The sequence below is a fragment of the Microterricola pindariensis genome, from assembly GCF_002936985.1.
Lineage (GTDB): Bacteria > Actinomycetota > Actinomycetes > Actinomycetales > Microbacteriaceae > Microterricola > Microterricola pindariensis.
On sequence record NZ_MPZN01000054.1, the window covers coordinates 1 to 20,687 of the forward strand.

A 20,687-nucleotide genomic window follows, 5' to 3' on the forward strand; every position below is an offset into this window, starting at 1 on the left:
CCGAGGGTCAGGTGGTTCACACCGTCGCCGAGCATGTCGACGACGCCGACGGCCTCGGTTCCCGCCTGCGCCGGGAGCTCGGGCTTGAAGCCGTAGGTGCCGCGCACCGTCCATAGGTCGTGGTTGTGAATGGGGGAGAGCAGCGTGCGCACGCGCACCTCTCCGGCGCCGGGCAGCGGAAGCGGGCGTTCCTGCAGGCTCAGCACGGCGGCGGGGTCGCCAAATTCGGGGTGGACGAGGGCGTTCATGGTGGTGTTGCTCATCTGGGTAGTCCTCCGAGACTGTAGTGGTGAGGTCAATGTGGGGCGGATGCCTGGGCCGATGCCTCTGGCGGATCAGCTCTCTGCGGCGGGATGCGCGCTCACGGCGCGCATCGTCTCCGTGAGGTGTTGCAGGGTTTCGATGAGGGAGGCGGCGGACCCCTCGTCCGACAGCCCGGTGCCGGCCGCAATCTTGGCCGGGATGCCGGCGAGCTCGGCGCGCAGCTCCAGTCCGCGGTCGCCGACCGTCACGGTCACCACGCGCTCGTCGGCGGTTCGCCGCTCGCGCTGCACGAGGCCGCCCTCCTCCATCCTGCGAAGCAGTGGGGAGAGCGTGCCGGAATCCAGCTGCAGGTGCTCGCCCAGCGAGGACACCGTCTGGTCGCCCTCCAGCCACAGCGTCACAAGCACGAGGTACTGCGGGTAGGTGAGCCCCCACGGTTCGAGCAGGTGGCGGTAGGCCTGGGTCGTGGCGCGAGTCGCCGCGTAGAGGGAAAAGCACACCATCTCATCAGTCACGGCCATAAGTAAATGGTTGCACACAACTACATTGTGCACAACTTAAGTAGTGCACCGCTCGGCACTCCCGCTCGGCACGCCCGCCCGGCAAGGGGCCGTCACGCGGCCGTCATCTGCGGGCAACCCCCACGAATTGCACGAGCGTACGCTTGAGGCGTGAACGCGCGACGACTTCCCACGATGTCCGATGACGGTATGAACTTCCACACCCGCAAGTGGGTGCGGCCAGAGGACCTGAACGCCAACGGCACCCTGTTCGGCGGCAGCCTGCTGCGCTGGATCGACGAGGAGGCGGCGATCTACGCCATCATCCAGCTCGGCAACTTCCGGGTCGTGACCAAGTTCATCTCCGAGATCGAGTTCCAGGCCTCCGCGCTGCAGGGCGACCTCATCGAGATGGGGCTGATCGCGACGCACTTCGGCCGCACCTCGATCACCATGCGCGCCGTCGTGCGCAACATGATCACGCGCCGGGTCATCCTCTCCATCGAGAAGCTCGTGTTCGTGAGCCTCGACGACGACGGCCGCCCGCAGCCGCACGGCTTCAGCCAGATCACCTACAACCGCGACCGCATGCCCACCGAGCACCCGGCCACCGGCGCGATTCGCCTGCCGGAGCGCTGAGCCGCCGGTCAGTCCTCGATGAGCCGCTTGCCGAGGCTGACGGTGTCATCGTTCCGGTAGCCGAGGTGCTCGTAGAAGTCGACGACCCCGGAGTTGGTCGAGCGCACCTGCAGGTTCACCTTGGGGCAACCGAGCGCGAGCAGCGCCGCCTCCACATGGGCCACGAGCGCGCGCCCGACGCCGAGCCCGCGTGCATCATCGGCCGCCGCCAGGTAGTTCATCCAGCCGCGGTGCCCGTCGTAGCCGGCCATGACGGAGCCGAGGACGCGGCCGCCGTCACCCGTGGCGACCACGAACAGCTCGGGCTGCACCGTGGCCTTCCTGGCGATGTCCTTCCGCGGGTCGTTCCAGGGCCGGGTGAGCCCGGCATCCTGCCAGAGCGCGATGACCGCGTCGGTGTCTTCGGGGCGGAAGGGTCTGATCTGCATCACAACAGTCTCAGGCACTGAGGGGGCGCCCTGCGCCACTTCGGCGGCATGTGCGCCACTTCAACGGGCGCGGAGGCCGTCGAACTGGCGCAGAGCGCGGTCGGCCCGGATGGCGCAGGGACGACAGGCTCAGAGCTGTCAGGAGCCTGGAGCCTGGTCAGCGAGCGCGAGCCGGTACGACTGCATCGGGTCGCCACCGAGCGGATGCGGGATTTGCCCGCCGAACGGCACGAAGCCGGCACGCGTGTACACCTCGATCGCTCTGACGTTGGTCGTGCGCACCTCGAGGGTGAGCGAGCGGAACGCACCGCGTGTGGCGTGTTCCACCGCATCGGCGAGGAGCGCCCTGCCGACGCCGCTGCCAGCGCCGCCGGGGTGAACGGCGAGGAAGTGCAACAGTGCCTCGCTCGGATCGGCGCGACCGGACTCCACCAGGGCGAACCCGTTCCGCGGGGAATCGACGACCGCGAATCGGACGATCGGGTTCTGGAACGACGCGCGCACCCGTTCGGCCATCGCCTCGGCATCCACGGTGCCGTCGCGCGCCTCGAGGGCGCGCACCCAGATCTCGGCGCACAGCTCAACGTCGTCGGGCAGCACTCCCGCGCGAATGCGGGTCGCGTCGGTAACGTGCACGAGGCTCATCGCCGCCCCGCGGCGGGCGCACGATTGCACACGATCAACCCAGGCATCCTCGTAGAGTAGGCGACTCCAGGCCCCGTCGGAAGTCGGTTTCAACGCGCCGGCTCTGCCCGGTGCGCCGGGCCGGACCGCGTGACACGCGCGAACCGGGTGTCGCCGGGCCCAGGGGGTCGCCGTGCACCCCGATGTTCGCTGTTTCGGCACTCCGAGGTGCGAGCGTTGACATGTGGACAACCCTGAACATATACTCGCCATGTTCATAGTTGTCCACGTACAAAGAAGTTCGGTTCGAATCAATGAAGATTGCAGTTGTCGGCAGTTACGGCGTCGGGCTCACGATGCGCGTTCCCCGCGTTCCCGCCCCCGGCGAGACCGTCTCCGGCGGAACGTTCCAGGAGGGCCCCGGAGGCAAGGGGTCCAACCAGGCCATCGCCGCGGCGCGCCTCGGCGCCGACGTCTCGTTTCTCACCGCCATCGGCCCCGACGATTTCGGCCGTGCGGCCACGGCGCTCTGGCGGGCGGAGGGCGTCGACGCCGAACACGTCGTCACGACATCCGCCCCCACCATGGTCGGGTTCATCCTCGTCGACCCGACCGGCGAGAACTGCATCTCGATCGCCCCGGGGGCGCTCGACGAACTGGATGCCGCATCGATCGAGCCGTTCCGCGCCGAGATCGCCGCCGCCGACATCCTCGTGGTCTCCATGGAGATCCCGCTCGCCGCCGCGACGGCGGCGCTGCGCATCGGCAGGGAGGTCGGCACGCCCACGCTGCTGAACCCCGCGCCGGCCCAAGAGCTCCCCGACGCGGTGTGGCCACTCGTCGACATCATCACGCCCAACCAGACCGAGGCGCCGGTGTTGCTCGGCCTCGCCCCCGACCATGGGCTGAGTGACGCCGAGCTCATCACCGAACTCCGGCGGCGCACGGGGGGATCGGCCATCCTCACGCGTGGCGGCCGCGGGGCGCTCGTCTCCGACGCCGACGGCACCGCCGAGGTTCCGGCGTTGCGCGTCGAGAAAGTGGTCGACACGACCGGCGCGGGCGACTCCTTCACCGCGGCGCTCGCCGTCGCCATCGCCGAGGGGCGCTCCCTCCGCGACGCGGCGCATTTCGCCGCCGCCGCGGGCGCCCACGCCGTCACGATCGCCGGCGTCATCCCCTCCCTCCCCACCCGTGACCAGCTGAACTCCGAGATTGGATCGAACCGATGACCGCGACCTCCGTGCTTGCGCCGAAGGCCTCCTTCGACGTCCGCAAGCTCCTCCACGCGCGTGAGGCCGGCGTCTTCGCCGCCCTCGTTCTGCTCTTCATCCTCGGGACGGTACTGTCGCCGAACTTCGCGCAGTCCGGAAACCTGCTCTCGGTCGGCCAGCAGATCTCGCAGATCGGCATCATGGCCATCGGCGCCACCTTCGTCATCATCAACGGCGAGATCGACCTCTCTGTCGGCTCGATCTACGCACTCGCGGCCATCTCGACCGGCATGGCGATTGCGGCCGGCCTCGCCTGGCCCGTCGCCATCCTGATCGGTCTCGGCGTCGGCGCAGTGGCCGGGCTGCTCAATGGCCTCGCAGTCGTGCTGCTCGGCGTTCCGTCCTTCATCGTGACCCTCGGCAGCCTGAGCGTGTTCCGGGGCATCACGCTGCTCATCTCGGATGGCGCGCCCATCTCGCTGAGCGCCAAGCAGCCCGGTGTGGCCGAGTTCACTCTCCTCGGCCAAGGCCGGCTCTTCGGGGTCGTGCCGATGCAGCTCATCATCTTCGCCGTGATCGCGGCGCTGGGCGTCGTTCTGCTCTCCCGCTCCCGCCTCGGCTTCAACACCTACGCGGTCGGTGGCAACCAGGAGGCGGCGCGGCTGGTCGGCATCAACGTCAAGACGGTCAAGCTCACCGCCTTCGTGCTCTCCGGCCTCACGGCGGCCATCGCCGGCGTTCTCGGGCTCTCGTTCCTCTCCTACGTGCAGGGTGTGACCGGCACGGGTCTCGAACTCACCGTGATCTCGGCGGTCATCATCGGCGGTGCCGCCCTGTTCGGCGGTTCCGGAACGATGTGGGGAACCATCATCGGCGTCGCGTTCATCGGCCTGTTGCAGAACATCCTCAACATCAACGGGATCTCGTCCTTCTGGCAGACCGTCGTCACCGGTCTCGTGATCGTCGCCGCTGTCGCGGCCGACACCTGGCAGCGCAAGCGCAAGACCAGAGCCTGAGTCCCCGTTTGTCGGGTCGGCCGGTCGGCCGCGCCCCCTCTGCGCCACCCCTCTGCACCACCCCTCCGCACCACCCCGCCCGGACACAACCAAAGGAGTATTGATGTCCATCCGTACCAAGACCCGCCGCCTGCTCGCGGTCGGCGCCATCGCCACGGCAGCTGCGCTCACCCTGAGCGGATGCGGCGCCATCACCTCCGGCAACGACGGCGCAGCCGCCGACGGCAGCTTCCACCTCGCCGACTACATTCAGGAGCGCATCGACGCCGGTGAGCCCCTGCGCATCAAGCTCAGCTACCACGACCCCTCCCTCGCTTTCGCCACCCCCATCAGCGAGGGCATGGAGCGGGCCGGTGAAGAGCTCGGCGCCGATGTGCAGTTGATCGGACCGACGGGTGGCGACGCCGCCAAGCAGGTCTCCGAGCTCCAGACGTTGATCCAGCAGAAGTCCGTCGACGCCCTCGCCGTTTCATCGGCGTCCAGCGACGCGCTGAAGCCGATCATCGCGCAGGCCTACGACGCCGGCATCCCGATCATCTCCTTCAATACCGACAACCCCGATTCGCAGCAGATGGGCTTCGTCGGCCAGGACCTCAAGGGCTCCGGGCAGTCGCAGGCTGAGGAGCTCGTGGCGGCGCTCGGCGCCAATGCCTCCGGCAAGGTCGTCGTGTTCTCCCTCGACACCGGCGCCGGCTGGTCGCACGAGCGATTCAGCGGATTCGAGGCGGGCCTGGAAGGCAGCAAGCTGGAGATCGTCGGGCCGGTGAACGTCGGCAACGAGCCGAATGCCGCCTACAACACCGTCGAGTCGACCATGGCCGGCCAGTCCGGCGTCGTCGCCATCGCCGGCCTGGACTGCTGCTCCACCACCGCCGGTGCGCAGTGGATCCAGCAGTCCGGCAACGCGGGCGCCATCACGATGGTCGGCTTCGACCTGCTGCCGTCGACGGCTGACTTCGTCGAGAACGGCGTCGTGACGTTCACCATCAGCCAGAACCCGGCCGAGCAGGGATTCCAGGCCGTCAAGGTGCTGTACGACTTCCTGACGAACGGCACCGCGATCAGCGGCGTCGACACCGGCGCGCAGTTCATCACGAAGGAGAACCTCGGCGAAGCAACGGTGGAAGGCTGATGACGACGCTCTCGCCCCTCGGCGGCCCTGAAGATCTGCGGGCTCAGGCCGGCGGCACCCAGCCAGCGATTCGAATCCGCGGCCTCAGCCGCAGCTTCGGCCCGGTGCGCGCGCTCGAAGACGTGAGCTTCGACGTTCCGGCCGGCGAGCTGACTGCACTGCTTGGAGAGAACGGCGCCGGAAAGTCGACGCTGCTCAAGATCCTTGCAGGTCTCCAGCCGCCGAGCGGCGGGAGCGTCACCCTGTTCGGCCGGGAGGTCGACGCCTACGACCCGCACACCATGCTCACCGAGCACAGCATCGCCATCGTGCCGCAGGAGCTTTCGCTGCTGCCCGACCGCACCGTCGCCGAGAACATCCTCGCCGGGGTCGAACCGGGCAACCGCCTGTTCCCGTCGAAGCGCACGATGATACGGCGCACGCTCGAGCTGTTGAGCGAGCTCGAGCTCCAGCTCGACCCGAACACCGTGGTGCGCACGCTCGACATGGCCACGCAGCAGCTGGTCGTCGTGGCGCGCTCCATCGCCCGCGGCTGCCGCGTGCTCATCCTCGACGAGCCGACCGCGATGCTCACCCCGGCCGAGGCCGACCGGCTCTTCGCCCTCATGGCGAAGCTCAAGGCCGGGGGAACGACCCTGCTCTACGTGTCGCACCGGATGCCGGAGGTGTTCGCGTTGGCCGACCAGATCGAGGTGTTGCGCGACGGCCGCCACGTCGCATCCTGGCGGCGCTCCGAGACCACGCCGGAGCAGGCCGTCGCGGCCATGGTCGGGCGCGAGCTTGGCCAGTTCACCAGCCGGGCCGAGCTGCACCCGGCCGCAGACCGATCCGGAAGCACTCCCGCCCTCGCGGTCGCCGAGCTGAGCGGGCGACGTCACTCGGGCATCAGCTTCGAGGTGCGCCCCGGCGAGATCCTCGGGGTCGCGGGCCTGCCGGACTCCGGCCGGGTCGAGCTGCTGCACAACATCTTCGGGGCAGAGAAGGGCACGGGCGGAACGGTCGCGCTCTCGGGCCGCGTCTATGAGAACCGCAGCCCCATCGCGAGCGTCGCAGCCAAGCTTGCCTTCGTGCCCGGCGAACGCCGCGCGCAGGGACTGCTGACGACGATGAGCGTCGGCGACAACATCGGCGTGCTCACGGTGCGCGCGCTCAGCCGGCTCGGCCTCGTGCGGCGCGGCGCGTTCGACCGCAGCACGAGCGAGCGCGCCAGGGCGCTCCGGGTGAAGACGGCGACAATCGACCAGCCCATCACCAACCTCTCCGGCGGCAACCAGCAGAAGGCCATGCTCGCCCGCTGGCTCGCCATCGAGCCGACCGTGCTCGTGCTCGACGAGCCGACGCGCGGCGTCGACGTCGGCGCGAAGGCGGAGATCTATGAGCAACTCTTCGCCCTGTCCGAGGGCGGCGTCGCGATGCTCTGCTCATCGTCGGACCTCCCCGAGCTGCTGACCATCACCGATCGAATCGCCGTGCTCAGCGAGGGGCGCCTGGTCGGCATCGTCGACACCGCCTCGGCCACCGAGGAGTCGATCATGACGCTCGCCACCGGCGCGGTCGCCTCGGCCGCCTGAACCACCAACCCAACCCCAACGAAAGGACCGCCATGAAGCGCAACGGCATCCTCAACGCCGAACTGAGCGGTGCACTCGGCACGCTCGGCCACACCGACCTCATTCTGATCGTCGACGCCGGATTCCCGATTCCCCGAGACGCCCACCGCATCGACCTTGCCATCGCCGCGAATCTCCCCGACCTGCGTCAGGTCATCAGCCTCATCGCCGAGGAGATCATCGTGGAGGGCGTCGTGCGCGCCGACGACGTTCCGAGCAACAACCCGCGACTCGACGACTGGCTGAAGGAGCGCTTCGCTGACGCCGAGTTCACCACCCGCCCGCACGCCGAGGTGCTCGGCGAGCTCGCCAAGCAGGCGAAGGTCATCGTTCGCACCGGGGCCTTCGAGCCGTGGGGCAACATCGGGCTGTTCTGCGGCGTCGACGTTCCCCGGTGGTTCGGCGGCGACGGCGTCATCGCCCCCGACTACTACGCATCCAAACTCTGAACCCCGGGCGTCGTCGGCGCCCACCCCGGGCATGCAGTGCATGCCAGACAGCCACGAAAGAAAGATAGACAAGTGACCGAGACAAGCAACTACTCCGACCTCACACTGACCCCCGCCGAGATGGCGCCCTACATTCAGCACACCAAGATCGACGTCGGGGCAACCCGCGCCGAGATGGTGGCGCACGCGCAGGAGGCGATCTCCTACGGCTTCAACGCCGCCATGGTGCCGGCATCCTGGGTGCCGCTTGTCGCGGCCGAGCTCGCCGGAACTGGCATCGGCATCGCCTCCGCCCTCGACTTCCCGACCGTCGGTGTGATGACCAGCGCCGGCAAGGCCGCAGAGGCGGCCGAGATCGCGCGGCTCGGGGCGACCCAGCTCGACATCGGCGTGCAGCTCGGCTGGCTGAAGAGCGGCATGTTTGACGAGTTCCGCGAGGACATCGCGGGCGTCGTTCGGGCATCGGGAATTCCGGTGAAGGTCATGCTGGAGCTGCCGCTGCTCACGGATGCCGAGAAGGAGGCCGCGGTCGAGCTCGCCATGGAGGCCGGAGCGTCCTACCTGAAGAACGCGAGCAGCGGCCAGATCGAGACCGCGAACCCGGCCAGCGTTCGGTTCCTCGTCGACCGTGCCCGCGATGGCGTGCTGGTCAAGGCCTCGGGGTCGATCAAGGGCTACGCGCAGGGCCTCGAGCTGTTGCGGGCCGGCGCCGTGCTGCTCGGAACGAGCGCGGGCATCGCGATCGTCACCGACTCGAGCGACGAGAACACCACAAGCTACTGATCGCCCTCACCGCCCCGATTGTGTATACAGTCGGGGCGGTGGTAAGCATTATCGAGTCCTAGGGAGTTTCGTGAGCACCACGTCGAGCGCAGCGATCAATCGCGACGCCCCCGTCGCCATCCATGCGCAGATCTCAGAGGGCATCCGCTCCCGAATCGCATCGGGAGAGTGGCCCGCGCACTATCGGTTGAAGAGCGAGCCAGAGCTCGCTCAAGACCTCGGCGTGAGCCGCGGCACTCTCCGCCGAGCCCTGACGACGCTCATTCAGGAGGGGCTGCTGCGCCAGGTGCGGGGCCGCGGGACGTTCGTCACCTCGACGACGATCGAGCCTGCCATCGCCCAGAGGCTCAGCACGCTCTCCGAGGACTTCGCGAACCAGGGCATCGTCACCACGACCACGGTCTTGGAATGCTCGCTCACCGACCCGCCGCGGCCGATCGCCGCACTGCTGGACGTTCCGGCCGGCGGTTCCGTGCTGAAGCTGGTTCGTTTGCGCAGCACCGACCGCGGGCCCGTCGCCTTGCTCTTCAACTACGTGCGCACGGACCTCGCGCCGGGAATCGAGGGCGTCGACTTCACGACGGCAAGTCTCTTCGGCACGCTGGAGGGCGCCTACGGTCTCAAGATCGATGCCGCCCGGCGCACCTTCAGCGCGCAGGCGGCCGAGGCCGACGTGGCCGCGCAGCTCAACCTTGAGACCGGTTCGCCCGTGCAGTACCTGCAACAGGTGACCTACCTCGCCGACGACCGCCCCGTCGAGTACTCCGACGTCTGGATCCACAGCGGACGGCTGCAGGTCACCTCGCTGCTGTCGCGGCGCTAGCGTCTGGGCATGCCCGGCTCCGTGCGCCTCATCCGATCGGACACCCTCTCCGACGTCGCACAGTAGGCGTACGCGGCGACGGCCCCCAAGGAAGCGCGCCTGATCTTTCTGGCCGGGGGCGCCCTGCGCCACTTCGGCGTGGTCCGCGCCACACTATGTGGCGCGGACCCCGACAAAGTGGCGCGCAGGGCTAGCCCAGGTTCGGCTCCCAGCCGATCGCCGGGGCGATGTGGTCGGCAATGGTCTGCAGCAGGCGCGCGTTGTACTCGACGCCGAGCTGGTTCGGCACGGTGAGCAGCACGGTGTCGGCGGCCTGCACGGCGGCGTCGGCGGCCAGCTCGGCCGCGATCTGGTCGGGCTCGCCGGTGTAGCTCTTGCCGAAGCGGGCGATGCCGCCGTCGATGTAGCCGACCTGGTCCTGGCTCTCGCTGGAGCGGCCGCCGAAGTAGCGCCGGTCCTCGTCGGTGGTGACGGGGATGACGCTGCGGCTGATCGAGACGCGGGGCGTGCGCTCCCAGCCCTGCTCGGCCCAGGCGGCGCGGAACATGGCGATCTGCTCGGCCTGCAACTGGTCGAACGGCACCCCGGTGTCCTCGGTGAGCAGGGTCGAGCTCATCAGGTTCATGCCCTGCTCCGCGGCCCACTGGCCAGTGGCGCGGCTGCCGGCGCCCCACCAGATGCGGTCGGCGAGCCCGGGGGACTGCGGCTCGATCGCGAGCGGCTCGTAGCTGCCGGTCATCTGCGGGTTCGGCTCGGCCACGCCGGCGCCGGTGATGGCGGCCCGGAACAGCTCGGTCTTGACACGGGCGAGGTCGGCATCCGCCATGCCCTCCGGCGGAACGTAGCCGAACGTGCGGGCACCGTTCAGGGCCGGCTCGGGTGACCCGCGGCTCACGCCGAGCTGCAGCCGGCCGCCGCTGATCAGGTCGGCCGCGGCCGCCTCCTCCGCCATGTAGAGCGCGTTCTCGTAGCGCATGTCGATGACGCCGGTGCCGATCTCGATGCGCGAGGTGCGGGCGCCGATCGCCGCGAGCAGCGGGAACGGCGAGGCGAGCTGCTTCGCGAAGTGGTGCACGCGGAAGTAGGCGCCGTCGATGCCGATCTCCTCGGCGGCCTCGGCCAGCTCGATGGATTGCAGCAGCACGTCGCTGGCGCTGCGCGTGCGCGAGCCGGGGATGGCCTGGTAGTGCCCGAAGGAGAGGAATCCGATGCGTTTCACACCGAGTGCAGCGTCGGGGATGGCGCCGTTATTCCTGCGCCCTAGACTGCCGAGCATGCGATTCGGAACTTTCATCCCCCAAGGCTGGCGCCACGACCTCGTTGACATCGACCCCAGTGAGCACTGGGACACCATGCGGGCCCTGGCCCAGTCGGCGGATGCCGGCCCCTGGGAGTCGATCTGGGTGTACGACCACTTCCACACCGTGCCGGCGCCCACCGACCAGGCCACGCACGAGGCGTGGACGCTGATGTCCGCCTTCGCCGCCGTCACCGAGCGCGTGCGCATCGGCCAGATGTGCACCTGCATGAGCTACCGCAACCCTGCCTACCTGGCCAAGGTCGCGGCGACGGTCGACATGATCAGCGGCGGCCGCACCGAGATGGGCATCGGCGGCGGCTGGTACGAGCAGGAGTGGCGCGCCTACGGCTACGGCTTCCCCGGCATCCCCGAGCGGCTCGGCCGCCTCCGCGAGGGCGTCGACATCATGAAGCAGGCGTGGACGACGGGCGAGGCGACTCTCGACGGGCAGTACTACCAGGTGGACAAGGCCATCGTGCAGCCGATGCCGCCCCAGCAGGGCGGCATCCCGATCTGGGTCGCCGGCGGCGGCGAGAAGGTCACGCTGAAGATCGCGGCGCAGTACGCCGACTACACCAACTTCACCGGCACGCTCGAGGAGTTCGACCACAAGAGCGCCGTGCTGCGCGGGCACTGCGAGGCCATCGGGCGCGACTTCGGCAGCATCACCCGCTCCTCGAACTTCAACACGATCATCGCCGATACCGAGGCCGAGGTGGCCGAGCGCATCGACGCCGTCGAGGCGCGCATGGCCCGCCACGTCGGGGCGGACACCGCCGCCGAGTACGTGCACGCCAACTACCACTCGGGCGCCCCGGGCGTCGGCACGCCGGAACAGGTGATCGAGCGCCTGCTCGAGCGCAAGGCGCACGGACTCGGCTACTCGATCCACTACTTCCCCGAGGCGGCGTACGACCGCTCGACCCAGCAGCTGTTCGAGCGGACGGTGATCCCGGCGCTCGCCGACTCGGCGGGCGACGAACTGTAGACTGTATACGCAAGCGACGAAGGCGCCCTTACCGGGGCGCCTTTGCGCGTTAAAGCGGGCCGCGCAGTTGCGGCATCCGTTCGGCCTCACCAGGCATCACGCGATCGTCTGCGCTTGCACGCACCCAAGGAGATACACAGTCATGAAGTCGACCCGCATGGTCACCGTCGCCGCGCTCGCCCTGGGCGCCGCACTCACTTTCAGCGGTTGCGCCGCTGAGGCAACCCCCGAGGCGGCCCCCGCCAACACCGCGTCCGCCGAGGCCTGCTCCGAGGTGCGCAACGTCACCAACGGCGCCCTGAACACCCTGGCCGGCGACCTCGCCGCCGACCCGGCCGGCAAGTCCGACTACTTCGGCCAGCTGACCGAGCGCGTCGACGCCCTGATCGGAACCGTCGAGAACGACGCGGCCGACGCCGCGTTCTCGTCGTTCTCCGCCGCGCTGGGCGAGGCGGGCGCCTACGTCGCCACCGTGTCGACCGAGGCTCCGGCCGAGGGCGCCGAGACCGACCCGGCGCTCATCGCCGCCACGACGGCCGTGCAGGACGCCTCCGTCGAGGCCGCGTCGAACTGCTCCGCCAAGTAACACCACCTCGCGCGCGCAGCAGCTCGCTCGAGCGCTCTGCTCGACACCCGGATGCCGGGGCGACACACTCTGTCGCCCCGGCATCCGTCGTTGGAGGCGCGGCTAGCGGTACTCCGGGTTCGCCTCGAAGCCGAAGCGCTCGCCGTTGTCCCACTCGCGGCGGAGGTTGCCGAAGGCGGGCACGCCGCCGTTGGCCCGGAGCATCGCAGCCAGGTGCATCAGGTTCCAGCTCATGAACGTGGTGTTGCGGTTGGTGAAGTCGCTCTCCGGGCCGCCGGACCCCGGGTCGAGGTAGCTCGGGCCCGGCCCGATCGCGCCGATCCAGCCGGCATCCGCGGCCGGCGGAATCGTGAAGCCGACATGCTGCAGGCTGTACAGCAGGTTCGACGCGCAGTGCTTGACGCCGTCCTCGTTGCCGGTGATGATCGCGCCGCCGACCTTGCCGTAGTACACGTACTGGCCGGCGTCGTTGAACAGGCCGGACATCGCGTACAGCCGCTCCACGATCCGCTTCGTGACCGAGCTGTTGTCGCCCAGCCAGATCGGCCCGGCGACGACCACGATGTCGGCGGCGCGCACCGTGTCGAAGATCGCCGGCCACTCGTCGGTGGCCCAGCCGTGCTCGGTCATGTCCGGGTAGACGCCGGTCGCGATGTCGTGATCGATCGCCCGCAGCACATCAACGTGCACGCCCTGCCGGCGCATCAGCCCGGCGCTCAGATCGATGATGCCCTGGGTGTTGCTGACCTCTGGCGAGCGCTTGAGCGTGCAGTTGATGAACAGTGCACGCAGGCCCGCATAGTCGAAATTCGTCGGGGAGCTCATGCATGGAGTCAAGCACCGAAGCCCGGCGTTGGCTAGGGCGGGCTGGGCGTTGTGCGCCCGCGCGGCCGCCTCTACAGTGGCGGCAAGTGACGGGAGCAGGAATGGGCGCGCACTGGGGCAGGACGGTCGTGCTGGTGCGCGACTACGAGGAGGCCATCGCCTTTTACCGCGACGGCCTCGGGTTCGAGGTGCTCTTCGACGAGCCGGGGGAGGGCGGATTCCGGCTGCTGCACCTCGGCACCGGCGGCGAGACCGGCCTCTGGCTGATGCAGGTGCTGCCCGGCGACGAGCGGCTCGTGGGGCACCAGGCCGGCGGGCATCCGCTCGGCGTGCTCTATGTCGACGAGCTGGATGCCGCCCTCGCCCGCCTGGCCGCGCTCGGCACGGTGCCGGCGCAGCCACCGGGCGCCGACGCCGGCTCCCGCTGGGCGCACGTGCACGACCTGTACGGCAACCAGATCGTGCTGGTGCAGCTTTTCACCTAGTGCCAGCCCTCGGTGGGGCCTTTCAGAACCCGCCAACGTGGCAGTCAGCAGGGAATGAGCGCGAATCGGCGGTCAACGGTGGGAACCCGCGTAGCCTCAGCGCTACAGGGTCACCGTGGCTCTCGACGGAGGCACGACCATGGCAGAGAAAACTCAACGAAAAGCGACTGCCAAGAAGGCGGAGCGATCGCTGAAGGAAAAGCGGGCCGACAAGCGCGCGAAGAGCGAATCCTCATCGCGAGACAGCGACGCTGTCACGAACGTCAAGAAGCGCTAGCTGCGCTGGCACCCGTTGTCGATTGATCCTGGTCGGCGACGGGTGCCGCAGGCGCCGGCAGCGCCTAGTCTGTCGGCATGGAGCACCCGCGGCTCTTCGAACCCGGCGACCCGCTCGTGCAGCGGGTGCGCGAGCTGTGCCTCGACCTGCCCGAGGCGGTGGAGGTTGAGGCCTGGGGCCGGCCCACCTTCCGGGCGCGCAAACCGATCTTCGTGCATGTGGGCTCCTCGATGCAGCGGCCGTACTCCATCGTCTTCAAGACCGAGCCGGAGGAACACCCCTCCCTGGAGCAGGACGAGCGGTTCTTCCACGCGCCCTACTACGACGGCGCACATTGGCTCGCGATCGACTTCGATCAGCCGCGCACCGACTGGCAATTCCTGGCCGAATTGATCGAGACCTCATACCGGCAGGTGGCCGTGACACGCCAGGCGCGACTGCTCGAATTGGCGCGACCGCGCGGCTCGGGCTATAGTAACTAAGTTGCTTCTGAGCGCCTAGCTCGCCCAGATGCCCAACATGCGCCCGTAGCTCAACGGATAGAGCATCTGACTACGGATCAGAAGGTTGGGGGTTCGAATCCCTCCGGGCGCACAGACAAACCCCCGCAATCATCACGATTGCGGGGGTTTTTTGTTGCCCAGATTTCCCGGCTCTGTGAAGCCGCCTCCGTGCCCGCGTATGTCAGAGAATGACAGCCCCCATCGCGCCGGGCACGGGGCTGCGCGATGCTGGATTGATGAACATCCTCCCGTGTCCGCCGACCGACACGCTCCGGCAGCAGCGCAGCAGCATCAAGTGGACCCGGTTCCCCGCCGACGTGCTCCCGCTGTTCGTCGCGGAGATGGACTACGCCGTCGCCCCCGCGATCGTGGACAAGTTGGTCGAGCGGGTGCGCAGCTCCGACATCGGCTACCTCGACGGCCCCGGCGAGCTCGCCCCGGCATTCGCCGCCTTCGCCGGCGACCGGTGGGGCTGGAACGTCGACCCGGCGTCTGTGCACCTGGCCACGGATGTGAGCGTGGGGATCGTCGAGACCCTGCGGCTGGTGCTGCCGCGCGGCGGGCGGGTTGCGTTCACCCCGCCGGTGTACCCGCCCTTCTACGAACTGGTCGAGGAGGCGGCGGCATCCGTCGTGGAGGTGCCCCTGGTGGAGGTCGGCGGCGCCTGGGCGATCGACCTGGTCGCGCTGGAGCGGGAGTTCGCGGGCGGCGTCGACGCCTTCCTGCTCTGCAACCCGCACAACCCGCACGGGCTGGTGCACGACCCGGCCACGCTGGCCGAACTCGCACGCCTCGCGGCGAGGTACGACGTCTTCGTGCTCTCCGATGAGGTGCACGCGCCGCTCGCGCACCCCGGCGTCACCTTCACGCCGTTCGCGCCGATCGCGGATTCCGCGGGCGGCCGGGCGGCCACGGTGACCTCCGCCAGCAAGGCGTGGAACATCGCCGGGGCCAAGTGCGCGCTCATCATCGCGGCGGATGCCGCCACCGCCCGGCTGCTGGACCTGCTGCCCGAGGAGGTGGCGTGCCGCACCAGCATCCTGGGCCTGCACGCCAACATCGTCGCGTTCTCGTGCACCGACTGGCTCGAGGAGACGGTCGAGCGGATCGTGGCGAACGACCGCCTGCTCGACGAGTTGCTGCGGGCACAGCTGCCCGCCGCCGTCTACCACCGCCCGAGCGCCGGCTACCTCGCCTGGCTGGACCTGCGCGGTCTGGGGCTCGGCGCCTCGCCCTACACGCGCATCCTGCACGAGGCTCGCGTCGCGCTCAACGACGGGGCCGCGTTCGGCACCGGGGGCGCCGGATTCGCCCGCCTGAACCTCGCCTGCTCTCCGGACACCCTGCGGGAGGCCATCACCCGCATCGCCGCTCTCGTCGCGCGGGTCGCCACGGATGACGCAGGCGCCGCAATTCTCGTTACCGAAGGAGCCGGCGATGCCGTACAACGAACTGCCTGAGAGCCGTCAGGCCGAGACGGCCGCGGCCGCGCCGCTGGCCCCGGCCGCGCCCCTGTTCGACTGGGAGGGCTGCGGATTCGACACCCGGCAGGTGCACGCCGGCGACTACTCCGACCAGAACCGCGGGGCGCGCGTGCCCCCGATCACCCTGAGCGCCGGCTACGTCTTCGACTCCTTTGACGACAGCGTCGCCCGCTTCGCCGGTGAGTCGCAGAATCCGATCTACTCCCGCCAGGGCAACCCCACGAACGCCGTCGCCGAGCAGCGGATCGCGTCGCTGGAGGGCGGCACCGCCGCCGTCGCGGTGTCATCGGGGCAGGCGGCGATCACCGCAGCCCTGCTCGCGCTGGCCGAGTCGGGCGAGCACATCGTGTCGACCTCGAGCATCTACGGCGGCACCCGCATCCTCTTCGGCCGCAGCTTCCGCCGCTTCGGCGTGAGCGTCGACTACGTCTGGGACATCGACGACGACGACGAGTGGGAGCGGGCCATCCGCCCGGAGACCAAGGCGATCTACACCGAGACGATTCCGAACCCGCGCAACGACGTCGTCGACATCGCCCGGATCGCCGAGGTGGCGCGCCGCCACGGCATCCCGCTCGTCGTCGACAACACGGTCGCCACGCCGTACCTGATGCGCCCGCTCGAACACGGCGCAGACATCGTGGTGCACTCCAGCACGAAGTTCCTCTCGGGCCATGGCGCCGGGGTGTCCGGGGTCATCGTCGACGGCGGCCGCTTCGACTGGAGCGCGACCGGTCGCCGCTACCCGCTGCTCACCGACCCGCCCCGGCCGGGGGCCGCCTCCTACCTCGACCGCTTCGGGCCGACCGCGTACGCCCAGTACGTGCGCGAGGCCGTCGTCAACGACATCGGGCCCTCGCTCTCCCCGTTCAACGGCTTCCTGCTGCACCAGGGCATCGAGACGCTGTCGCTGCGGATGGACCGCCACGTCGAGAACTCGCAGACCATCGCCCGCTGGCTCACCGAGCAGCCCGAGGTCGTCGGCGTCGACTACGCCGGCCTGCCGGAGAGCCCGCTGCACGAGCTGGCACAGCGCGACTACAACGGCCGCACCGGCTCGGTGTTCGCCTTCACGGCCGCCGGCGGCATCGAGGGCGCGCGTGCCTTCACCGACGGGCTGCGTGTGTTCAGCCGGATGACGGGCATCGGCGACACCCGGTCGATGGTGTTGCACCCGCTCACCACCACCCACGGGTCCTTCCCCGCCGAGCTGAACGAGCGCCTCGGCATCACCCCCGGTCTGCTGCGCCTCTCGGTGGGCATCGAGTCGGTCGACGACCTGCTCGCCGACCTGCGCCGCGGTCTCGACCGGGTGGCGCTGCTGCGGTAGCCCCGGCCGCGACCACGCGCCGGCCGGTCAGGCGAGAGCGACGGCGAGGGTGAGCGCGGCCAGGACGAGGCAGCAGGGTGTCATCGTCATCCGTTCCGCGCGGCTGCGCGAGATCCCGTTCATGCCCGTGCCGATCACGAAGTAGCCGAAGAGCACCCACGCACCCACAGCGCTCACCGCGCCCGGCAGCACCGAGATCACGGCGGCGCGATCGAGCAGCACGACGGCGAAGAGGGCGTAGAGGCCGATCGACACGGCGCTGCCGATGCGCAATGCGATGGGCAGGCGGGTGTGCGCACCGCCCCAGGCGAACTGGCCGATCGGCGCCCCGGCGGCGAGCGCGCCTTGGAAGACGGCGAGGGCGGCGAGGATCGCGGTCGCCGCGAACGCTGCAAGTGTGGGCATTCCTCGACCGTATTGTATCTGCCAGATATACTCAAGGGATGGTGCGCAAACGATCACAGACGGAGCTGGCGGTGCTCGGCGCGCTGTCGCTGGCGCCGATGTCCGGCTACCGCGTGCGCGCGGAGATTCTCTCGACCCTCGGCCACTTCTGGGCCGAGAGCTTTGGGCAGATCTACCCGACGCTGGCCCGCCTGGAGGCGGCCGGGTTGGTGGCCCGCGACGGCAACGCCCTCTACGTGCTCACCGAGCCCGGCCGGTTGCGCCTGGTGGAGCTGCTCCGTGAGGCGCCAGAGAGCTCGCCGCCGCGCAACGGCGTGCTGCTGCGCCTGTTCTTCGGCCGGGAGCTCGGCATCGACGGCTGCCTGGAGCTGTTCGACCAGATGGAGCGCGAGGTGCAGGAGAAACTGCGCGCCCTGGCGGAGATCCGGGCCGAGCTCGACCCGGGCGACCCCGACGAGCGCTTCGCCCTCATCACGGTGAGCGCGGGGGAGCACAGCGGCCGGGCCACCCTCGCCTGGATCGCCGAGAGCCGCGCCGCCCTGACCGTCCCGCCGATGCGCCCGAAGGTCTGAATTGGCGGCGCGCCAGAACACTGGCCGCAGCAGAGCGCACCCGTGCATCCCCACCACCGCGATGCGGGCGGCTCCGGGCGAAAGGTGATTGGCTGGGGCCATGACGATCTCCTCGACACTCACGGAGCTGGACCGCCGGCGCTTGCGCCGGTGCGTGGACCTGGCGCGCGAGGCCCTCGAAGCGGGGGACGAGCCTTTCGGCTCGATCCTCGTCGACCAGGACGGCGAAGAACGTTTCGCCGACCGCAACCGGGTGGCCGGCGGTGACCACACGCGGCACCCGGAGTTTGAGATCGCACGCTGGGCCGCCACCCACCTCACCCCCGCGCAACGCGCCCAGGCGACGGTGTACACCTCAGGTGAGCACTGCCCGATGTGCGCGGCCGCGCATGCCTGGGTGGGGCTCGGCCGGATCGTCTATGCCAGCAGCAGTGCGCAACTCTCGCAGTGGTACCGCGACTGGGGGATCCCGCCGAGCCCCGTCGCACCCCTGCCGGTGAACACGGTCGCCCCGGCGATCGCCGTCGCCGGGCCGGACGCCGAGCTGAGCGCGGAGGTCCGCGGGCTCCACGCTCGACTGCGGGGCGTCGAATAGGCCGCTGACGGCCGCCAGACGCAGCCGCCGAGCTGCGGTGTGACCGCCTCGAAAGCGAAGCGCGGCACAATAGAACAATGGCCGCAGCAGAGAGCACCCGCGAACACCCCGGAACGACCGCTCTGCGGGCCGCCCGCGATCAACTGCTCGAGCTCCGCACCGATTCGGCGCGGGCGAACGCCGAGTTCCGCTGGCCGGATGTCGGCCCCGACTTCAACTGGGCGCAGCACTGGTTCGATGTGCTCGCAGACGGCAACGACAGCACCGCCCTCTGGATCGTCGAGGAGGACGGCCGCGAGGCCCGCTACAGCTTCGCCGAGCTGAGCGCGCGCTCCAACCGCCTCGCCAACTGGCTGCGTGCAGAGGGCGTCCGCCCCGGCGACGCGGTCCTGCTCATGCTCGGCAACCGGGTCGAGCTCTGGGACTCCATGCTCGCCGTGCTCAAGCTCGGCGCCGTCATCCTGCCGAGCTCCGTCGTACTCGGGCCGGCCGAGCTGACCGACCGCGTCGAGCGGGCCGCCGTGCGCTTCGTCATCGCCGACCCGACGGATGCCGCCAAGTTCGCCGACGTGCCGGGCGACTACCGCGGCATCTGCGTGGGCGCCGGGGCGGCCGGCAGCGCCACCGCTGCCCCCGCCGGCTGGCTGGACATGGCCGATGCGGCGGCCGCGCCGGCATCCGCCATCGAGAACACCGTCGGCAGCGACGACCCGGCCCTCATCTACTTCACCTCCGGCACCACCAGCCTGCCCAAGATGGTCGTGCACAGCCACCTCTCCTACCCGGTCGGGCACCTGAGCACCATGTACTGGCTCGGCGTGCAGCCCGGCGACGTGCACATGGCCATCAGCTCCGCCGGCTGGGGCAAGCACGCCTGGAGCAGCTTCTTCGCCCCGTGGATCGCCGGCGCCACCGTCTTCGTCTACAACTACGCCCGCTTCGACGCCGCCGCCCTCGTCGCCCAGCTGGACCGCGCCGGCGTGATGACGTTCTGCGCGCCGCCGACCGTCTGGCGGATGCTGATCCAGAGCGAGGTGCGGGTCAAGCCGCACGCCCTCCGCGAGCTTCTCTCGGCCGGCGAACCGCTGAACCCCGAGGTGATCGGCCGCATCCGCGAGTGGTGGGGGCTGGACATCCGCGACGGCTACGGCCAGACCGAGACCACCGCGCTCATCGGCAACACCCCCGGCAACCCGCTCGTCCCCGGTGCCATGGGGCGCCCGCTGCCCGGCGTGCACGTCGCGCTGATCGACCCGCTCACCGGCAGGCCGACCGCGGGCGACGAGGGCGAGATCTGCCTCGACCTCGCCACCCGGCCGCTCAACCTCATGACCGGCTACCTCGGCGCCCCCGAGCGCACCCGCGAGTCGATGCGCGGCGGCTTCTTCCACACCGGCGACGTCGCCAGCCGCGCCGCCGACGGCACGCTCACCTTCATCGGCCGCACCGACGACATCTTCAAGTCCAGCGACTTCAAGGTCTCGCCATTCGAGGTCGAGAGCGTGCTGATCGAGCACCCGGCCGTCGCCGAGGCCGCCGTCGTGGGGGCCCCGGATGCCACCCGGCTCAACATCACGAAGGCCTACATCGCTCTGGCCGCCGGTGTCGTCGCCGACGAGGCGACCGCCCTCGCGGTGCTCGCGCACGCCCGTGCCGCCCTGCCGCCGTACATGCGGGTGCGCCGGATCGAGTTCTTCGAGCTCCCGAAGACCGCTTCTGGGAAGATTCGCAGGGTTGAGCTGCGCCAGCGCGAGATCGAGGCCGCCGAGGCCGGCCTGCGCGCGCCGGGCGAGTGGCGGGAAGAGGACTTCCCGGGGCTCAAGCGCGGCTGAGCCCCGGCGGCAGATCCGCACGG

The 20,687-nt window shown here is 69.7% G+C and carries 25 protein-coding genes and 1 tRNA gene; 19 read left to right on the top strand and 7 right to left on the bottom strand.

Translation table 11 applies throughout. From position 1 onward, the window contains the following. Together GY24_RS13530 and GY24_RS13535 are read right to left on the bottom strand one after the other, a co-directional pair. On the bottom strand, positions 1-248 hold a 248-nt coding region (locus tag GY24_RS13530), incomplete at its 3' end, for an alcohol dehydrogenase catalytic domain-containing protein (protein ID WP_162496163.1). An 87-nt stretch (positions 249-335) separates the two neighbouring features. Further along, entirely contained in the window at positions 336-785 is a 450-nt protein-coding gene (locus tag GY24_RS13535; RefSeq protein WP_193953591.1) for a MarR family winged helix-turn-helix transcriptional regulator, read from the bottom strand. A 174-nt stretch (positions 786-959) separates the two neighbouring features. Between GY24_RS13535 and GY24_RS13540 the strand changes: the two genes are divergently transcribed. Further along, positions 960-1,403, top strand: a complete 444-nt coding sequence (locus GY24_RS13540) for an acyl-CoA thioesterase (RefSeq protein ID WP_104476618.1) — start codon at positions 960-962, stop codon at positions 1,401-1,403. An 8-nt stretch (positions 1,404-1,411) separates the two neighbouring features. On the opposite strand, the gene GY24_RS13545 is transcribed toward GY24_RS13540, so the two are convergent. Further along, positions 1,412-1,831, bottom strand: coding sequence for a GNAT family acetyltransferase (locus tag GY24_RS13545; protein ID WP_104476620.1), 420 nt, complete (start codon positions 1,829-1,831; stop codon positions 1,412-1,414). Positions 1,832-1,969: 138 nt separating this feature from the next. Beyond that, entirely contained in the window at positions 1,970-2,467 is a 498-nt protein-coding gene (locus GY24_RS13550) for a GNAT family N-acetyltransferase (RefSeq protein WP_161498742.1), read from the bottom strand. 302 nt (positions 2,468-2,769) lie between these two features. On the opposite strand from GY24_RS13550, the gene GY24_RS13555 reads away from it, so the two are divergent. The 7 genes from GY24_RS13555 to GY24_RS13585 all read left to right on the top strand — a co-directional run bounded on the left by GY24_RS13555 (position 2,770) and on the right by GY24_RS13585 (position 9,482). Beyond that, a complete protein-coding gene (locus GY24_RS13555) occupies positions 2,770-3,687 on the top strand; it encodes a ribokinase (protein WP_104476625.1) in 918 nt (305 codons plus the stop codon). Continuing rightward, positions 3,684-4,685: an ABC transporter permease gene (locus GY24_RS13560; protein ID WP_104476627.1), complete on the top strand. Its 1,002-nt coding sequence runs from the start codon at positions 3,684-3,686 to the stop codon at positions 4,683-4,685. Before GY24_RS13555 ends, GY24_RS13560 begins: the two co-directional genes overlap by 4 nt. A 103-nt stretch (positions 4,686-4,788) precedes the next feature. Further along, positions 4,789-5,817, top strand: coding sequence for a sugar ABC transporter substrate-binding protein (locus GY24_RS13565; protein WP_104476629.1), 1,029 nt, complete (start codon positions 4,789-4,791; stop codon positions 5,815-5,817). Next, the gene (locus GY24_RS13570; protein ID WP_104476631.1) at positions 5,817-7,388 is read left to right on the top strand and encodes a sugar ABC transporter ATP-binding protein; all 1,572 of its coding nucleotides are present in this window, start codon (positions 5,817-5,819) and stop codon (positions 7,386-7,388) included. The genes GY24_RS13565 and GY24_RS13570 overlap by 1 nt, the downstream gene beginning before the upstream one ends. Before the next feature lie 32 nt (positions 7,389-7,420). Then, positions 7,421-7,876, top strand: coding sequence for a D-ribose pyranase (rbsD, locus tag GY24_RS13575; RefSeq protein WP_104476634.1), 456 nt, complete (start codon positions 7,421-7,423; stop codon positions 7,874-7,876). Between the two features lie 72 nt (positions 7,877-7,948). Further along, positions 7,949-8,659: a deoxyribose-phosphate aldolase gene (deoC, locus tag GY24_RS13580; RefSeq protein WP_104476636.1), complete on the top strand. Its 711-nt coding sequence runs from the start codon at positions 7,949-7,951 to the stop codon at positions 8,657-8,659. Positions 8,660-8,729: 70 nt separating this feature from the next. Continuing rightward, positions 8,730-9,482 carry a GntR family transcriptional regulator gene (locus tag GY24_RS13585; protein ID WP_104476638.1) on the top strand — a complete coding sequence of 251 codons (753 nt, stop codon included), beginning with the start codon at positions 8,730-8,732 and terminating at the stop codon, positions 9,480-9,482. A 190-nt stretch (positions 9,483-9,672) separates the two neighbouring features. On the opposite strand, the gene GY24_RS13590 is transcribed toward GY24_RS13585, so the two are convergent. Continuing rightward, complete coding sequence (locus tag GY24_RS13590) at positions 9,673-10,758, bottom strand: LLM class flavin-dependent oxidoreductase (RefSeq protein WP_104476640.1); 1,086 nt, start codon at positions 10,756-10,758, stop codon at positions 9,673-9,675. Between GY24_RS13590 and GY24_RS13595 the strand changes: the two genes are divergently transcribed. Next, positions 10,757-11,770, top strand: coding sequence for an LLM class F420-dependent oxidoreductase (locus tag GY24_RS13595; protein ID WP_104476642.1), 1,014 nt, complete (start codon positions 10,757-10,759; stop codon positions 11,768-11,770). The two genes, GY24_RS13590 and GY24_RS13595, sit on opposite strands and share 2 nt — an antisense overlap. Positions 11,771-11,912: 142 nt before the next feature. Next, complete coding sequence (locus GY24_RS13600) at positions 11,913-12,356, top strand: hypothetical protein (RefSeq protein ID WP_104476644.1); 444 nt, start codon at positions 11,913-11,915, stop codon at positions 12,354-12,356. A gap of 102 nt (positions 12,357-12,458) precedes the next feature. Here GY24_RS13600 and GY24_RS13605 read toward each other — a convergent pair whose 3' ends face one another. Further along, positions 12,459-13,181 (bottom strand): flavodoxin family protein, encoded by a 723-nt coding sequence (locus tag GY24_RS13605; protein ID WP_104476646.1) that lies wholly within the window; start codon positions 13,179-13,181, stop codon positions 12,459-12,461. 86 nt (positions 13,182-13,267) lie between these two features. Here GY24_RS13605 and GY24_RS13610 point away from each other — a divergent pair, with 86 nt between their 5' ends. From GY24_RS13610 to GY24_RS13630, 6 genes are all read left to right on the top strand, one after another. Further along, a complete protein-coding gene (locus GY24_RS13610) occupies positions 13,268-13,666 on the top strand; it encodes a VOC family protein (protein ID WP_161498743.1) in 399 nt (132 codons plus the stop codon). A 115-nt stretch (positions 13,667-13,781) separates the two neighbouring features. Next, on the top strand, positions 13,782-13,943 hold the full coding sequence (locus tag GY24_RS17700; protein WP_161498744.1) for a hypothetical protein: 162 nt from the start codon (positions 13,782-13,784) through the stop codon (positions 13,941-13,943). Positions 13,944-14,020: 77 nt separating this feature from the next. Continuing rightward, positions 14,021-14,425 (top strand): MmcQ/YjbR family DNA-binding protein, encoded by a 405-nt coding sequence (locus tag GY24_RS13615; RefSeq protein WP_104476651.1) that lies wholly within the window; start codon positions 14,021-14,023, stop codon positions 14,423-14,425. Between the two features lie 39 nt (positions 14,426-14,464). Continuing rightward, positions 14,465-14,537 (top strand) — tRNA-Arg (locus tag GY24_RS13620). A gap of 145 nt (positions 14,538-14,682) precedes the next feature. Beyond that, positions 14,683-15,906 carry a MalY/PatB family protein gene (locus GY24_RS13625; protein WP_104476653.1) on the top strand — a complete coding sequence of 408 codons (1,224 nt, stop codon included), beginning with the start codon at positions 14,683-14,685 and terminating at the stop codon, positions 15,904-15,906. Continuing rightward, positions 15,884-17,260, top strand: coding sequence for an O-acetylhomoserine aminocarboxypropyltransferase/cysteine synthase family protein (locus tag GY24_RS13630; protein ID WP_104476655.1), 1,377 nt, complete (start codon positions 15,884-15,886; stop codon positions 17,258-17,260). The genes GY24_RS13625 and GY24_RS13630 overlap by 23 nt, the downstream gene beginning before the upstream one ends. 27 nt (positions 17,261-17,287) lie before the next feature. Here GY24_RS13630 and GY24_RS13635 read toward each other — a convergent pair whose 3' ends face one another. After that, the gene (locus tag GY24_RS13635) at positions 17,288-17,665 is read right to left on the bottom strand and encodes a hypothetical protein (protein ID WP_104476657.1); all 378 of its coding nucleotides are present in this window, start codon (positions 17,663-17,665) and stop codon (positions 17,288-17,290) included. A 38-nt stretch (positions 17,666-17,703) separates the two neighbouring features. On the opposite strand from GY24_RS13635, the gene GY24_RS13640 reads away from it, so the two are divergent. From GY24_RS13640 to GY24_RS13650, 3 genes are all read left to right on the top strand, one after another. Next, positions 17,704-18,237: a PadR family transcriptional regulator gene (locus GY24_RS13640; RefSeq protein ID WP_202972950.1), complete on the top strand. Its 534-nt coding sequence runs from the start codon at positions 17,704-17,706 to the stop codon at positions 18,235-18,237. A 100-nt stretch (positions 18,238-18,337) separates the two neighbouring features. Next, entirely contained in the window at positions 18,338-18,832 is a 495-nt protein-coding gene (locus GY24_RS13645) for a nucleoside deaminase (protein WP_104476659.1), read from the top strand. Positions 18,833-18,909: 77 nt separating this feature from the next. Beyond that, positions 18,910-20,664 (top strand): AMP-binding protein, encoded by a 1,755-nt coding sequence (locus GY24_RS13650; protein ID WP_104476661.1) that lies wholly within the window; start codon positions 18,910-18,912, stop codon positions 20,662-20,664. Positions 20,665-20,687 lie beyond the last annotated feature (23 nt).